This window comes from Bacteroidales bacterium (assembly GCA_014860585.1).
Lineage (GTDB): Bacteria > Bacteroidota > Bacteroidia > Bacteroidales > 4484-276 > RZYY01.
The window spans coordinates 1-17,657 of record JACZJL010000186.1 but is presented as its reverse complement, the minus strand read 5'-3'; the positions used below and the strand labels follow the sequence as shown (position 1 = coordinate 17,657).

9 protein-coding genes are annotated in these 17,657 nt (G+C 44.6%); 7 read left to right on the top strand and 2 right to left on the bottom strand.

Translation table 11 applies throughout. From position 1 onward, the window contains the following. The 5 genes from IH598_17645 to IH598_17625 all read left to right on the top strand — a co-directional run. Positions 1–2,126 (top strand): carboxypeptidase regulatory-like domain-containing protein (locus IH598_17645; GenBank protein MBE0640340.1); only part of this gene is annotated, 2,126 nt, incomplete at its 5' end. A gap of 239 nt (positions 2,127–2,365) precedes the next feature. Then, positions 2,366–4,603 (top strand): T9SS type A sorting domain-containing protein, encoded by a 2,238-nt coding sequence (locus tag IH598_17640; GenBank protein MBE0640339.1) that lies wholly within the window; start codon positions 2,366–2,368, stop codon positions 4,601–4,603. Between the two features lie 37 nt (positions 4,604–4,640). Then, on the top strand, positions 4,641–7,907 hold the full coding sequence (locus IH598_17635) for a choice-of-anchor D domain-containing protein (protein ID MBE0640338.1): 3,267 nt from the start codon (positions 4,641–4,643) through the stop codon (positions 7,905–7,907). 713 nt (positions 7,908–8,620) lie between these two features. After that, positions 8,621–10,015: an MFS transporter gene (locus IH598_17630; protein ID MBE0640337.1), complete on the top strand. Its 1,395-nt coding sequence runs from the start codon at positions 8,621–8,623 to the stop codon at positions 10,013–10,015. 133 nt (positions 10,016–10,148) lie between these two features. Further along, entirely contained in the window at positions 10,149–11,531 is a 1,383-nt protein-coding gene (locus tag IH598_17625; GenBank protein MBE0640336.1) for an MFS transporter, read from the top strand. A 95-nt stretch (positions 11,532–11,626) separates the two neighbouring features. On the opposite strand, the gene IH598_17620 is transcribed toward IH598_17625, so the two are convergent. Then, complete coding sequence (locus tag IH598_17620; GenBank protein MBE0640335.1) at positions 11,627–14,740, bottom strand: leucine--tRNA ligase; 3,114 nt, start codon at positions 14,738–14,740, stop codon at positions 11,627–11,629. Positions 14,741–14,882: 142 nt separating this feature from the next. Here IH598_17620 and IH598_17615 point away from each other — a divergent pair, with 142 nt between their 5' ends. Beyond that, the gene (locus tag IH598_17615; GenBank protein MBE0640334.1) at positions 14,883–15,671 is read left to right on the top strand and encodes a tetratricopeptide repeat protein; all 789 of its coding nucleotides are present in this window, start codon (positions 14,883–14,885) and stop codon (positions 15,669–15,671) included. A gap of 21 nt (positions 15,672–15,692) precedes the next feature. Then, entirely contained in the window at positions 15,693–17,165 is a 1,473-nt protein-coding gene (locus IH598_17610) for a M28 family peptidase (protein ID MBE0640333.1), read from the top strand. On the opposite strand, the gene IH598_17605 is transcribed toward IH598_17610, so the two are convergent. Continuing rightward, positions 17,143–17,577, bottom strand: a complete 435-nt coding sequence (locus IH598_17605) for a twitching motility protein PilT (protein MBE0640332.1) — start codon at positions 17,575–17,577, stop codon at positions 17,143–17,145. The two genes, IH598_17610 and IH598_17605, sit on opposite strands and share 23 nt — an antisense overlap. Positions 17,578–17,657 lie beyond the last annotated feature (80 nt).

Genomic DNA, 17,657 nt, shown 5'->3' with positions numbered 1-17,657 from the left:
CTGATGGTGCAAATCCTCTGGAAGGGGTTGAAGTAACGCTGAGTGGCTCTGCCCAGCCCGCATTCACCAATGCTGAGGGTGTTTACAATTTCCCGGCAGTAATTGCAGGAACCTACTCAGTACAGTTTGATTTATTCGGCTACGCAACGCTCGTGATTGAAGATGTGGTTGTTGAGGAAGATACTCTGACTATTCAGGATGCTGTTTTAACACCTGTTCCGCAATACACAGTTACCGGATCAGTCCAGGGCAATGACGGCAACCTGATTGAAGGCGCCGAAATCATCCTTGAAGGTTATACACCAAATACAGGTTATTCAGTGGTTTCACAGGCCGATGGCGCTTTTACTATCGAAGATGTTTATGAAGGAATGTACCTGATCAGCGTCAATGCTTTTGGCTATACTTCATATTTTGCTGATAATGTTTTGGTTGATGGCGACGTCGACTTAGGAGTGATTCTTCTCGAAGAGCAAATTGAAGCGCCCTTTAACCTGATGGTGATGAAAGATGGTCTGGAACCCGGGCAGGCGCTTTTTAGCTGGAACAATCCGCTGACAGGCTGGGTCGAAAGTTTTGAAGAAGGCATCCTGCCCGATGAGTGGAGCCAAATCGTTACCAACTCCGGCACCAATGCCGGCTTGCCTGCTACCTGGACTATTACAGGCCCTGTGGAAATTTATAACACAACTATAGACCCACAGGATGGGAATTACCAGGTGTTTATGATGTGGGACTTCAGCGAACAGGATGAATGGCTGATTACAAGAGAATTTACTGTGCCTGCCGGCGATCTGAAATTCTGGTATTACGGCTATACCGGCTCAACATTTGGCGATAATTATTACGTAAAAATTTCGACCGATGATGGTCAAAGCTGGGAAGTGCTATGGAATGCCAGCAACCTGCCGTACGGCCAAAACTTTTACCAGGCCCCTGCAACCATCAATCTGGATATGTATGCCGGACAAAAAGCGCGCCTTGCATGGCAAAATGAGGACGGCCCCGGAAACTTCGGGATGTGGTACTACTGGGCTATTGACAACATCACCATTGGTGATGCAGCCCTCAACCTCACAGAGTTGATGACCGTTGCCGATCCTCAAAACGAAGGCCTGTCAAATGCCCGCCCGCTTGCTAAATCATACCAGGTAACCACATTTGGCCCTGAAGACCTGAATGGTTTCAATGTATTTCTTGATGGCGAACAGGTGGCCACTGGTGTTACTTCCACTCAGTTTCTTTTCGATGGCCTTGCCGATGGCGAATACACCGCCGGCGTGCAGGCTGTTTTCACTACCGGTGTTTCTGAAATTGCCGAAATAGATTTCGTTGTTGATGATACACGTCTTTTAGTATTGGTTGCCAATCCTGCCGGCACTGGCTTGCTGCTGGGTTCAGCCTGGTACCAGCCCGGCGTTGATGTGCTGGTGAATGCGATTCCAAATGACGGTTATGAGTTCATTAACTGGACCTACACCAATGGCGAAGTCGTCAGCGAACAGCCTTCGTTCTTTTTTACCATGCCTGACGAAGATGTCATCCTGATTGCCAACTTCGAAGAATTTGAAACATTCCTCCTTACATTCAGCATCGACATGACCAATGCCGAAGGGATGGATCCGGAAAATGGTATGGTTAACATTACCGGTTCGATGCACGGATGGGCTGTACTTGGCGGTGTGGCCAGAGATCAGGCTTTGATGCGTGTGGACAATTCCATGATTTACACCATCACCATGGCATTGCCTGCAGGCGACTACTCCTATGCTTATTTTATGAACAGTGGTGAAAATCCGTGGGAATGGGAGGAAATTCCAAACCGCCTGATTACCCTCAACAGCGATATGGAAGTATTTGACACATGGGGTCTGACATTAAGCATTGATACTCCCGAAGATAAATCCACACGCTTGTACCCAAATCCATTCAACGAGCAGATTATACTCCACGATGCCGGCTGGGCAACACGAGTGGTGATCACCAACCTGATGGGCAACGAAATCATGAATGAACCGCTGAACAGCGAACGGATCAATACCGGCAACCTCAGCTCGGGAGTTTATTTGGTTTTTCTCTTTGATGAGAATGGAAGACAGGTAGTAAGGAAAATGGTTAAAAAGTAGATCGGGTGCATTTTAATAGCGTCAGCTAAAGGAGCTTTAAAATAAAATAGTGGTAGTTTTGCTTTTGCAAGGCTACCGCTTTATGTTTACTAAAAAAACAATTACTTTAAATTAATGTTATTTCGCTTAGGGTAATTTGATAGCTGTTCGTCATAAAGGCACAAGCAGAATTTCGGGTTGCAGCAAGAACTGAAAGAGCAAACTTTTTTGAATAAATTAAATCTCAAAAAATCAATAAAATGAAAAATTTACGGTATTATCTTGCCACTTTGCTGATCAGTTTTATCCTGATCTTTCCGGTAAATTCCAATGCAAACAACGGCGCCCTTAAAGCTACCACAGCCGTAGGCGACACCCTCGGCGCATTTAATGCCGGTTTTTTAACGCCAACCCCTGACAGAAGCTTGTTTGGCGTTATTTACATTGACGATCACTACTATATCACAGGGGCGGATCCTGATGCCGGATGGAAAAGGAAAATGTATAAAATCAGCGGTGACGGACAGGAACTGATTGATTTCAGTATACTTCCCGACTCACTGATTTTATTGAAAGGCCTTACTTATGATGGCGAGTACATGTATGCAGCCGGGTTAGCAAAGATTTATCAGATAGATTTGGAAACACTCCAGCCCACCGGTGTTACCATTGCTGCACCGATGTACTATACCAGCGGTTTGGCTTACGATCCTGAAACAGATCATTTTTGGGTAAGCGGCGATGGAAGCCAGATTTTTGAGATCAACAGAAGTGGAAACATCGTCAATATTATCAGTTTTCTTCCGGAATTGCCCACCGCCGGCATTGCATGGGATACATGGAGCATCGGCGGGCCATACCTCTGGGTTTGGTCAATGAAATACGAACCCGATGATGTACGTCCTTTGGCATATCAGATTAAAGCATCTACAGGCCAATATACAGGCATTACTTTCGAAGGAATTTCTACAAACCAGTTTGGGGTTGACCAGGCAATTTCACTCTCAATGTCCGACCAGATCATTGATGGTAAAGTTGCTTTTATAGCCATGCAAGGCTCAAATTACCAAAACCCCTATGATGGACTTGACTGGGTTGTGCTTTATGACCTTGATCCGGAAGGTACAGGAATCCCCGGGCCGATTATCTCAGTAAATCCGACATTTATACAAAACAACCTTTACTATAATGATTCCATAGAAGTTGATGTTACGATCTCTAACCTTTCAGATCAGTTCAATTTGAATTGGCTGGCAACACTCGAATATCCCGAAAATGAGATGAATCCTCCCGGCGATGTTCTTTTAGAATTCAATGGAACCGAACTTGCCTCATCAATCACAGAAAATACATTCAGTTCATTGGTTTTCCTGAACGGCTTTATCTACGTCATTACACGCCCCGGCCCGGGGTCTAACGCCATGCTCCTTAAAATATCTGCTGATGGGTCTTCGATAATTAGTTCAGTGGAACTCTACTTTTCACCATATGGAGGATCAGCATTAACGACAGATGGCGTCTATCTTTACGCAACCTCCCAATATGTTATTCTGAAGATCAATCCTGACCCACTTGAAGTTGTTGGTAATATTTTAAATACAAATTTTTTCCCGAATGCAATAGCAATAGATCCGCAAAACGAATTGCTTTATCTGGCCGGAAGCAATGCCATGAAAGTTATTAATATGCAAGGTCAGGAGGTCAATTTTTACATCCTTTCAACTCCACCCAGCGGACTTGCCTGGGATAATTGGTCGCCGGGCGGTCCTTTCCTCTGGGTTTATGCCATTGGCGAAAACGGGCCGGTTGCCTTCCGCACACATCCTTCCACGGGAATGCATACCGGCGTCTCATTCGAGGGAACTAATTTTAGCAGTAGCGACAGTTTGACGGATGTTGCAGGCGATATCTTTGTTACCCCCGACTGGCAACAAAACAAACTGGTTTTGATTGCCCTGCAAACAAGCACCGATAGTATTGGTGATCTGAGCGATCGCGTGGTAGTTTACGACCTGGCTACCATACCGCCGCCGGGTTGGATTGAGCTGACAGGCAATACTGTTGGCGCCATAGGGCCGCTTTCAAGCGATATACTCACTGTGAAACTGAGGGCAATTATGCCTGACACATTGACGACCGCCAATGTGGTAATCAACAACAATAGCATTCTTAACTCAAGGCTTGTAATTCCGGTTTCTTTCCTGATGGAGCCTGACATTCAGACTAACGTTAACAACTTGTCCAACAGTCCAACGGGGTTAATTCAAAATGTATACCCCAATCCGGCTACGAATCAATTGAATATTCAGTTTAACCAGGATGATGTTGATGGCCGGATTAGGATCATCAACAACCTGGGTATCGAAGTATATGCAACCGATATCAGGCAAAATACCGGCTTGTTCACCCTAAGCATTGAGACTTTGCCTGCCGGAATCTACCATCTGATCATCTCTGACGACATTTCGGTTGATCAACGCAGTTTCCTTGTCCGTTAATCTGGTTTTTTTCGATCACTTAAAAATATTCATTACGATGAAAACTTTAGTAAAGTCAAACCTCATTCTTTTCGCTCTGATCGTACTTAGCGCTGTTCCGCTCAGGTTGACTGCCCAACCATCAATTCAGGTAAACGCCAATGAGCTTTATTTTGGTAACCTGCCTTACGCCCAGGGATATACTGCAACGATGTTCATTTTTAATCAGGGGGATCAACCCCTTGAAGTAACCGGTATTACATTCAGCAGTGACGACTTTGCTGCATTCCCTGAAGCGCTCATCGTTAATCCATTTGGTACTGGTCCCGTTGAAGTAATTTTCACCCCTTCACTTGCGGGTATTTATCAAGAAACAGTGACCGTTTTCAGCAATGACCCCCAAAACCCTGTTATTGAACTGCCCATTTATGCCAACCTGCAACTGCCAAAGCCAGATTATCTGTCAGTTCATGTTGACGAAAGTGATATTTCCCTAACCTGGGGCGCCAGCGGTGATGAAGGAAGTTGGATTAATTATGACACCGGAGATCTGCTCTCGGCTGCCGGGATTGCCGAGCCGGGTGTTTTTCATATTGCAGCGCGCTGGCCGGCTGAGTCTTTGACGGCTTTTGCAGGAAATCAGATTACCAGATTTTTGTATTTCCCGATGGGGGAGTACAGCCTTTACACAATAAAAATCTGGAAAGGTGAAAATGCATCGCAACTTATATATAGTCAACCGGTTTATGGCGATCCTCCCATGCAATGGAGCGAGGTAATGCTGGATAACCCGGTGAATATTGAATCGGACCAGGAGTATTGGATAGGTCTTGAAATCAACCAGGTGGCAAGCTATGATTTTGGCGCTGCGTTCGACACAGGGCCCGGTGAAATAGGACTTGGAGATATGATTAACCTTGGCGGTGAATGGATTTCCATCAGCCAATATGGTTTTTCGAGCAACTGGTTCATTCGGGCTTTTGTGGAAGATTCTCCGGAAACCATTGTTCCAAACAACATCATTCAATCTGAAATTGCACAATCAGGTCAATTAGCAGAATTAGTCAGAAGTAATGTTGATTTTTCGGAAATTGGTGCATTTTTCACTCCGGAAAGTATAGAGGAATTATTGGGTTATAATCTTTACCGCGATGGTGTTAAGTTGAATAATGATCCATTGAATGTAGCCATTTATGTTGATGGCAATCTTCAGGCAGGCATTTATAATTATGCCGTAACTGCTGTTTACCCGGAAGGCGAAAGCGAACCAGCCGAGCGCACTGCGCAGGTTGGTGGTCCGAAATTAATCATCAATCCGACAATCATTACAGCCACAGTGCAGGGAGGCGAAATCTTCGAAACTACGATAAGCCTAACCAACACCGGTGTGTCTCCATTAGAGTGGAATGTGACAAATTTTCCCCAATGGATCAGTTTTTCGGTTTCGGGAGCAACCATCGGGGCAGGAGGTTCATTGACTACCACCATGTCGGTAAACACCCTTGGGTTACCTAATGGTACCCATCCCTCTAATATCAAATTCAACACCAACGATTTCAACAATCCACAAACCTTTCTCCCGGTGATCATCACTGTTGAAGGGCAACTGCCGGCAACATTTGATGTGGATGCACTTGATTTTGGCATGACGCCGGTTCTCGAATCAAAAATCGAAGTGGCAAATATTACCAATCAAACCGATGCACTGCTGATGTTTCTGAGTTTCACAACAACTTTGACAAATTATGCAGCTTATCCTTCTACCTGGGCTATTCAACCCGGACAGAGCATGGAAGTATCAGTAGTATTCAGTCCTTCGTCTGTGAATACATTTTCAGACACACTTTATGTGGAATGGTTTGGGTATTCCGGAACCGGCATTTTGAAACTCCCCATTACAGGCCAGGGCATTGCACTGCCCCCTTCAAATCTCACGGCGGAGGTTGATAATTCAATGGTAACCCTCAACTGGTTTGCTCCCGGAGCTTCGTCTGACGAACTTCGTTTTGGGAATGGACAACCTTATTCTGCCATCGGAACATCGTCCGGAACCTACGAATTTGCTGCCCGTTTCACCCCTTCTGATCTGATGCCCTATAATGGCAAGCAGCTCGAAAAAGTGGGTTTTTATCCCCATTCCAATAATGCCATTTTTAGCCTGAGAGTTTACACCGGAATCAATGCTGAAGTAATGCTAATCAACCTGCCGCTCAGCAATATCTCCGCCTATCAGTGGAATGATATTGAACTGCCATTTCCGATCAGTCTAAATGAAGTGGATTACCTCTGGATTGGTTATGAAACCCAGCAAACCGAATTGGTTTTTATTGCCGGTGTTGATGGCGGACCTGGAGTGAATGGATCGGGTGATCTGATTCGTATTAATGGCAATGACTGGATGACCCTGGGTGCAAACGGCTGGTCTTACAACTGGAACATCAGGGGTATTCTTGGCAACGATTTGAATGCCGAGGTTTTGCCAGCCGGAGGTTCAATCCTTTTGCCGGAAACCGTTAACCTTTTAGGCTACAATATTTACCGTGATGGTGAAAAGTTAAATGAGGAATTATTGCCGGAAACAACTTTCACCGACGAAATTGAGGAGGGCGTGACTTATCTGTACGGTGTCACTGCCGTATTTGAATATGGCGAAAGCATCCCTGCCGAAGTCATCGTTGCTGTTCCAGCAATGCTTGTAATGCCGGGTGGTTGGGAATTTACCACAACGAACAGGGCGCATGTCATCCAGATTCCAATCACAGCCATTCAACCAGGCCTTGAACTTAACGCCGGCGATATGATCGGCGTGTTTTACATTGAGGGAACAACAGAAAAGTGCGCCGGTGCGATTCTCTGGGGTGATCAAAATGCAGTGCTGATTGCTTACGGCGACGATCCCGAAACCCTCTGGAAAGAAGGATTCCTGCAGGATGAATCCATTAGCTGGAAGGTGTTTTTCAACCAATCCCAAACCTCCTATCCGTTAACTGTTACTTATAGCAGTCAAATGCCGCACCACGACGGCAGTTTCAAAATGATGGGGCTTTCGATGCTCGAAACCATCGAATTGGGTACTACCAGCGTTGGTGAATTTGCCGGATTACAATCAGCAACTTTGTTTCCCAATCCTTCCAACGCTAATGTAACGCTGAGCGGACTCAACAGTGGCGAACGCATTACAGTGTTCGATATCAACGGCAGGACTATGCTGACTTTTCTCTCGCACAGCAAAACAATGCAGTTCAACATCGAAGAAGCCGGATTGTACATCGTCGAAATTCAGGGGAAGCAGGAAGTGATCAGGAAGAAATTAATCATACGGTAGTCTTAAGCAAAACTGTAAGTTGGGTTGCTAGGCATCAGGTGTAGGTCAATTTTTTTCATTGTTCCGGTTTATTGATATTTCTGCGTACGCTTTTGTTTTTCTGCTTCCATTGATCAATTCGTTTTCTCCGGATTCTTAAGAATTATAAATGGCTTCAGCATCAAATCTCAAATGACATGCTGTTTGCAGCAACCCTTCGGGACTGTTGGACAATTATAACATAAACTGTGTGATGGCAGCGATAATGTTGAGTTCAGCATGAACTCCTGATTTCTGGTACATTTATTTCGCTCATTCCAATCAATCCTAAAATACCAATTCCTCAATTCAACCTGTGAATTGTATTCCATGACTTCGATTTGATGCGGAGAAAAGCCTGGAATGCTTTCATAATCAATAATGCACAACGGCGGATTTCTGTTTGGTAGTTGAAAAGCGTAATACCCGAATTTTAATCTGTTGCTGACTAATTTAAAACATGACTAATGCCGGTGGTTTCAGTGTTAAACCCTGATTGATATTTTGCTTCACAAAAAGAGTGAAAATTAATATGTCGACAATGAACTGATTTACAGAATAAGGAAGTTAACATGATCATGGTTGCAACCGATTTATTTTATCAAAATATGCTTTTTAAACTAAACCGTTTACCGGTTAAATGATTAATGCTACATTTGGCGCTTTAAAAAATTAACCTTATCAAAAGCAGCAAAATGGAAAAAATAAGAAAGTCCTTATGTGATTCGAAAACGGCAAGATGGATTGCTTTGTTTCTCATCTCAGCAACAATGTTTTTTGCCTACTTCTTTGTTGATGTTGCCGCTCCTCTCCAAATCTTGTTTCAAACAAGTTACGGATGGTCTCCCGAAGTATTTGGGATGCTCGGCGGGTCAGAGTTTTTTTTGAACGTCTTTGCCTTCTTCCTGATTCTTTCGGGAATTATTTTGGATAAAATGGGCATCCGATTTACTATAGTCACGTCTGGATTGATGATGGTTATCGGAGGTGCATTAAAGTATTATGCACTTACAAAGGGCTTTGCTGAATCGGGGTTTCACGAATTTCTCAGTTCCTTTTGGGTTACCGTTCCAGCATCGGCGAAGCTGGCATTTTTCGGTTTTGCCATCTTCGGGGTTGGAGTGGAGATGGCCGGTATCACGGTTTCAAAAACCATTGTGAAGTGGTTTAAGGGAAAAGAAATGGCACTTGCAATGGGACTTGAAATGGCAGTGGCACGCCTTGGCGTGTTTGCTGTGTTCAGGTTATCCCCTATTTTTGCTGAATCGGGAGGAGCTTCAAATTCAGTGTTCTGGGGCGTAGCGTTCCTGGTCATAGGATTACTGTTATTCATGATTTACACCATCATGGATGTGCGTCTTGACAAGCAGCTCGGCGAAGAAGCAGCCCTTGAGCCTGAAGATGAATTTCGCGTTAGCGATTTGTGGCTGATCCTTAAAAATCCTGGTTTCATTGCTATTGCCAGTTTGTGTGTGTTATTCTATTCAGCAATCTTCCCTTTTCAAAAATTTGCCACGGATATGCTTGCATCAAAGCTTGACATCAGCCTGAAAGATGCGGCTGCGATGTTCTCATACTTCCCCATTGGAGCCATGGTTCTGACACCATTTATAGGGGCTTTTCTTGATAAAAAGGGTTACGGAGCCTCGATGATGCTCTACGGCGCCATCCTGCTTACCGTCTCCCACCTGATTTTTGCACTGGTGCCGGCTGAGGTATTCAATCATTTTATTGCTTATGCTACTATTGTAATTCTGGGATTGGCCTTCTCACTGGTACCTGCCTCTATGTGGCCCTCCATCCCAAAAATAGTTGAAGAGCGTTTCCTTGGCTCTGCCTATGGCCTGACATTCTGGATTCAAAATATCGGGCTGCTTGCAGTTCCCATCCTGATTGGCTGGTCAATTACCGCATCAAATCCGGGAGTTAAGGAACTTATTGACTCAGGAGATACAGCAGCCAAATATAATTACATGGTACCGGAACTGCTTTTTGCAGGTTTTGGAGTACTGGCCATCATCATGGCGGTAGTGCTGAAAAAAGTAAATATTAAAAGAAATTACGGCCTTGACCAACCTAACAAAAAGTAAGTCAGTTTTTTAACGTAAATATTTCACCCCAACCTTACTGGCAACAACAGATTCGGTTGGGGTTTTTGATGGATAAGATCGTATTTGGTTTACCGACCAAACTTTTTTTTAACCGTTAATCTGTAAAATTGCCATGAAGCTTTCCATGAAAGAATCCCTGTTCAACCGATGGAGCATCCTGCTGCTGGTGGCATCGGTACAAGCAGCCAATTACTACTTTTACGATGCCATATCACCCCTGAAGCGGACACTTGAAACAGAATTTGGATTTACCTCTTCCGATTTCGGTTTGTTCGTCTCGTTTTATTCTATCCCCAACACCTTTTTATTGATGGCCGTGCTTGGCGGCGTCATCCTCGACCGGCTTGGGATCAGGCGGACTGGGTTGTTGTTTATCGGGATGATGGCCGTTGGTGGAATGATCACGGCTTACGGCGCAAGTCAAACCTATACCTCCGGAGGGCCATTCTATCATTTGTTCGGTTCATTCTGGACAGGCTATTCTCCTGAATTAAAAATGATGCTGCTTGGCCGGTTTTTCTTCGGCCTGGGCGCCGAAACCAGCATAGTGGTAATCAGTAAAATCATCGTAAAATGGTTCAAAGGGAAAGAACTGGCACTGGCTTTGGGAACAAAGATCGGGATTGCACGGCTTGGATCTTTTGCTGCTTTTAACTTTTCACCTTACCTGAAAGAAACAGCCTCCCACTGGACTATCGCCATCTGGTTTGCTGCATTCCTGCTTTGTCTGGCATTCCTCGGTTTCCTGTTTTATACTTTTTTCGATAAAAAACTGGATCATCAACTGGCTGAAACTTCCTCGGCTACTCAGAAGTCGAAGTTTAACCTGGCTGATTTCAAAAAACTGATAACCAATCCGTCGTTCATCTATGTCACACTGCTCTGCGTAACTTTTTACTCAGCTGTTTTCCCATTTCAGTCTTTTTCTGCCGATTTTTTTCTTAATAAATTCAGTCTGAGCCAACAGGCCAGTGGACGGATCGCTTCTTATCTGAGCCTGGGGACGATGTTTTTCACCCCATTTTTTGGTTTTATTGTGGACAAATACGGTCGAAGTGCCTCGCTCATGATGGTGGGATCGTTGATGCTGGTGGCCATTCACCTCACTTTTGCACTAACTACTATCAATCCTGTCATCCCGATGGTTTTCCTCGGGGTGGCTTTTTCACTGGTGCCTGCTGCCATGTGGCCATCGGTTGCTAAGATTGTTTCAGAAAAAAGGATCGGGACAGCTTTCGGCGCCATGTATTCGATCCAGAACTTAGGGTTGTGGGCGTTTCCGTTGCTTATTGGCATTGTGCTTGACAGAAGCAATCCCGGTATCACCCCTGAAGTGATTGCCACAGGGAATTATGTTTACGATTACACCTGGGCGCTCATCATGTTGGCCGGTTTGGGAATTTTGGGATTGCTCTTTGCCATTCTGCTAAAACGGGAAGATAAACGTTCGGGGTATGGACTCGAGTTGCCAAGTAACGTTAAGAAGGATAAATAGCAGAGGAATGGCCTGCAAGTATTCCGAACCTGTTAAGATTTCTGACAGGAACCAAATAGCATGTCATCATTTGGACAGCCCGAAACAGCAATCTTCTAACCTGTGACTACAATGTTAATTATCTTTCCCTGTACAACAACAACCTTCTGTACACGCTTCCCTTCGATCCATTTTTGCGATTGCTCTGACTGAAGCACTGCTTTTTCGATTTCATTAACCGGTAAATCAAGCGGTAACTCTATCTTAAATCTCATTTTACCGTTAAAAGATACCGGGTACTCGAAGGTGTTTTCTATCAGGTATTCCGGGTTATATTCCGGATAAGTACTATAGGTCACACTTGTATGATGGCCGAGCAACTGCCAGAGTTCTTCGGCAATGTGTGGTGCAAAGGGTGAAATGATTCTGACCAGAAGTTCGAGTACCTGTCGCTTGAAGCATTTCAATTCATGCAACTCATTCACGCAAATCATAAAGTTACTTACACCTGTATTGAATGAAAACCGCTCAATATCATCAGCAACTTTTTTAATTGTTCCATGAATGATCTTCAGCTCTGTTGCAACCGGGGCTTCATTAGTAACCCTGAACTGGTTATTTTCGTCATGGAAAAGTCTCCACAATTTACGGATAAAACGGAAAACCCCTTCTATACCATTTGTATCCCAAGGTTTCGACTGTTCCAACGGTCCCAGGAACATCTCATAAAGTCGAAGTGTGTCAGCGCCGTACTTTTCGATCAGGTGGTCAGGATTTTGTACATTGTACTTTGATTTCGACATCTTTTCAGCTTCCCATCCGCAAATGTACTTTCCGTCTTCGAGCAGGAAAAGCGATTCGGTAAGGTGGGGTTGCCACTTGCGAAATGCTTCAATGTCGAGCACATCATTGTGTACAATATTGACATCTACATGGATTGGATCAGAAAATAATTCCCGTCCGGGATAATTTTTGGAAACGAAAACAGGAACTGCTTCCAACCCCTCTTTTTCAATAAAAGCAGGCACAGTTTCTCCATCGAGAACCCTTCTGATTCGGTACATTACCTCCGTTTTATCAAGCAAATCACGGATGGGGATAAGCAGCAGTTTAAGTCCTTTACTGCGTGCATATTCTTCATAAGGATCAGCAATTTTTTCGAGTGATTTTTGCCTTTTAATTTCGATAATCAGCCTGGCTTCCTCGCTGTAAAAGTCAAATTTCCGATGGCCATCGCGAAAATCGCGGGTAAACGTAATCCCGGTTTTCCTGTCCCTGAGTTCTTCCCAAAGCAGATGCTCAGCCATTTTTTCGAGGTTTACACGGTAAACGAAATTCGATCTTCCCTGTATCATCCCCTGGTTGATCATTTTGCGGAAAGGTTCATCTTTGCATGTTAGGCCAAGATCAAAAAGGAATTTATTCCAGAATCTCGAATAAATCAGGTGACCGGTAGCATGTTCAGCGCCTCCCATATACAAGTCAACATCCTGCCAGTAATCATTTGCTGATTTGGAAAAATATTCCTTTTCGTTTTTTGGATCCATGTACCGCAGGTAATAACCACTGGACCCTGCAAAGCCGGGCATTGTATTGGTTTCAAGGGGGAGGCCTTCCTTTGTTTTCCAGTTCCTGGCTCTGGCCAGCGGCGGATCGCCTGTTTCAGTTGGCAAATATTTATCCACCTGAGGCAGGCGCAAAGGCAGTTCACTTACGTCGAGCATATAGGGCATATCATCTTTGTAATAAACCGGGAAAGGTTCACCCCAGTAACGCTGCCGGCTGAAAATGGCATCGCGCAGGCGGAAGTTGATCCGTCTTTTGCCAATGCCTCTTTCTTCGAGATAATCGATGATGTGATGTATTGCATCTTTCACTTCCATCCCGGAAATTACTCCGGAATTGATCATTACACCCTCCCTGGCATCATAGGATTCTTCCCATTCGTAAGGGTGGGTTAATGTTTCGCCCGGACGTTTTACGACCTGGATAATGGGCAGGAGAAAGTGTTTGGCAAAAGCAAAGTCACGGCTGTCGTGAGCTGGAACGGCCATGATAGCGCCGGTTCCATAACCGGCCAGCACATAGTCTGCAATATATATCTTCAGCCGCTCACCACTAACCGGGTTAATGGCAAACGAGCCGGTGAATACTCCGGAAACCCTCTTCACTTCAGTCATCCTTTCACGCTCGGAACGATGCTTTGTCTTTTCGATGTATTCCCTAACCGGGCCCCGGTTTTGAGGGGTTGTGATTTCAACAGCCAGCTCATGTTCGGGAGCAAGCACCATGAAAGTAGCTCCATATAGGGTATCTGGTCGAGTTGTAAAAACTTCGATTTCTTCCTTCCGGTCTTCCACCCTGAACCTCACCGTTGCACCTTCGCTGCGGCCGATCCAGTTGCGCTGAATGTCTTTTATCGATTCTGACCATTCCAACTTTTCCAAACCCTGGAGCAGCCTTTCAGCATAGGCGGTGATGCGCAGCGACCATTGGCGCATGAGTTTGCGCTCCACTTTATGCCCTCCGCGAACCGAAAACCCTTCTGCGACCTCATCGTTTGCCAGCACAGTTCCCAGGTCATGGCACCAGTTAACCATTGTATCAGCCAGGTATGCAAGACGGTAATTCATCAACAGTTCCTGCTGCTGTTTTTCGTTCATTGTGTTCCATTCGCCGGCACTAAAATGTCTATGTTCATCACTTGAAGCTTCAACTCCTTTGCTGCCGTTGATTTTGAAATGATCTATCAATTGGGCAATTGGTTGTGCCTTATCGGTTTTTTTATCATACCAGTGATTGAACAACTGAATGAATGTCCATTGTGTCCATTTGTAATAACCGGGATCACACGTTCTCACCTCTCGGTCCCAGTCAAACGAAAACCCGATTTTGTCCATCTGCTCGCGATACCGGTCAATATTTTTATTGGTAGTAACCTCAGGGTGCGTGCCGGTTTGAATGGCGTATTGCTCAGCAGGAAGACCGAATGCATCATAGCCCATCGGGTGCAGCACATTGAACCCTTTTAACCTCTTGTAGCGCGAATAAATATCAGAAGCTATATAACCGAGTGGATGTCCGACATGCAATCCTGCGCCGGAAGGGTAGGGGAACATATCGAGGACATAGTATTTTGGTTGGTCTGATTGGTTTTCTGCTCTGAAGGTCTTATTTTCAGCCCAGTAGAGTTGCCATTTTTTCTCTATTTCACTAAAATTGTAATCCATGTTGGGAAAAGTTTTTGCAAATTTCAGGCTGCGAAAATACGAAAACTAAACTAAAGATGAGCAGGGTTAATGCTAACATACAATTGACGCAAACCTTTTCGGAGCGAATTTGCTACTTTTGCGAAAAATTAATTTGAAGTCCATGAGAAAACTTATTTATCTGCTGATGATCGTAGTATTGTTGGCGTCATGTACCGGAAACCGCGATAAAGGGAGTCAAAATCAGGAGGGACAGCTTCCAATTGGTGTTCAGGATACGGAACTCGAAATGAGTAAGGAAGGTCATTCAGGTGATCTTTATTCCCCAGACTCCACAGGTCCACAGTTTCAGTCTGAAGAATCGTTTTCAGAAGTTGACTTGGCAGACTATAACCGCTACCATGGCACTGCTGAATTTCATTACAAGCGTGGCCTTGTCCTTTACAGGATTAAAAATTTTAAAGAAGGTATTCTCGAATTTGATACGGTGATCAATCTGGCGCCGCAAATGACTTCAGCTTACATCAACCGTGGCAAGGGGCGCCTCGAAATCAAAGATTACCAGAATGCAGTGCTGGATTTTGAGAAAGCAACTGAAATTGATAAAATGGATTCAACAGCCTATCTCCACTTAGGCCTGGCTCATTATCACCTGAACAACATGCAAAGTTGCATTGAAGCCAATAATGAACTGCTAAAACTCTCTCCTAAAAATATTGCCGGTTATTTTAATCGTGGTACAGCATACGGGCAGTTAAAAGACTATCCGAAAGCCATCGCCGATTTCTCTAAAGCCATTCAGATTGATCCCAACTATACAGAGGCGCATTTTAACCTCGGTCTGGCTTATTATTGGACAGGGGATAAGGTAAAAGCATGTCAAAGCTGGAGCAAAGCTGCAAGTCTAAGATCTGAAAAAGCCGCGCGGGTATTGGAGAAATATTGCCGGTAAATACAATTTAAACTCTTCTAAATGAAAAAGTTGCTTCTTGTTCTGATGGCACTTGTGTTTTTATTCCCTGTAAATGGTAAAACACAAAATGATGATCCTTTTCTTTTGGTGTTTCGGCTCAAAAGCCATTTGTCATTCCTGGCTTCGGATTCGCTTGAAGGGCGTAGCCTTGGATCACACGGCAAGATCATGGCAAAGAACTATATTGCAGAGCAGTTTCAATCCTTTGGCCTTCAACCTTATGACGATGACTATTTTCAGGATTTTGAGCTGCGGATTCAATTGGTAAATATTTTAGGGACAAATGTGGTGGGTTATCTTCCCGGAGCAGATCCAATCCTGAAAGATGAGTTCATTGTGATCGGCGCCCATTACGATCATTTGGGATATTTTTTCCGCGGGGATGAAAAAGTAATTTACAATGGCGCTGATGATAACGCTTCAGGAACCGCCGCTGTGATTGAGCTGGCGCGCTATTTTTCCGAAAACAGGGAAGCCATCGGTCGCAGTATCATTTTCATTGCTTTTGATGCCGAAGAGAGCGGCCTGATTGGCGCAAAACGTTTCATCAACGAAAATACCACCTTCAGCACCAGCGACATCAGGCTGATGTTCAGCCTCGACATGGTGGGGATGTATTCGTCGCATAAAAAGCTGGATATGAGAGGATCAGGTAGTTTGGCCGGTGGAGTGAAATTATTCGAAGGCATAGCATCAAATCAGGGGATAATAACTGGCTCAACAGCCGCTGACATTTCACAATACACCGACACCGGACCTTTTGGCGATGCCGGTATTCCGTCGATCCATGTTTTTACCGGAACCAGGTCGCCTTATCATAAGCCCGAAGACACCTGGGATTTGCTCGATTATGAAGGAATGGCTGAGATCACCAAATTTTTGCAGGAGTTGATCACTGAACTGTCGCAAGTTCCAGAACTAAAACCATCAGGACAGTTTGCTGCCCTTCAGCAACCCGGCGCTGTGCGGTTTGATTGGGGAATTGTTTTTAATATTGGTGGTTCTCATCAATATTATCCGGATGAGTTTTATCGCGCAAAGAGCGTTTTTGCATTCAGCACAGGAGCTTTCGGGCAGGTTCATTTGGGAAAACGATTCACCATACAACCTGAAATTCTTTACGATAACAACGGAAGCCAGTCGCCTGAAGGAATTTTTCGCCGTCATGAAATTACGACACCCTTGAATTTGCAATATAATCCAGCCAATGAGTCGAATGAAATGGTACGGGCTTTTCCTTTTATTGGCCCTTACTACAGCTACACCTTTGCAGGAAAAAACAACCTGGACGGTTTGAATTACGATGATCTGTATGATGACCAGGAATGGGGCGTGAGTATGGGTATTGGTATGGATATCATGAAACTTCAGATGGCATTCACCTATCGCCAGGGACTCACCAATATTTCCCGTTCACCAGACAAAGAGTTTTATTATAAAGGGCTTTATTTCACGATGGGGTATAAGTTTTGAACAAGTCGCTGAAGAGAAATTCAGCGCAGTTCATTACCGGCACTTCCCCAAAATAAAAATCATCCTTATCTTCGGCAACAATAACCTGGCAACCAGCTCCAACAGAGGAATAGTACTCCAGGCCATCTTCAAAATCGAGTACCTGCTGGTTGTTTATCGCTTGTTGAACTGCGGCTGCATCGGTTGGAGCGATCAGAATATGGTCAGTCAGCATTTTAATTTTTTGCTTTGCATCTGCAGCTCCACTTTTCTTTTTAGCGAAATAAAAGGCAATGGCCAGGCAAATTGGCGAGGTAAAAAGTTGGAAACCTGATTTATCCGAAAGGCTAAGCACCCTTGCAGCATCGCTGAATAGCGGATACTCCTTGTTCAGAACTGCCACAAGCACGTTGGCGTCAAGAAAGATTTTCATTGTGTTGATTCGAAGAATTCGTTTTTCAGGGATTTACGTGAGCGTGGGCGGGTAATGTACTCCGCATCCCCTTCAGCCAC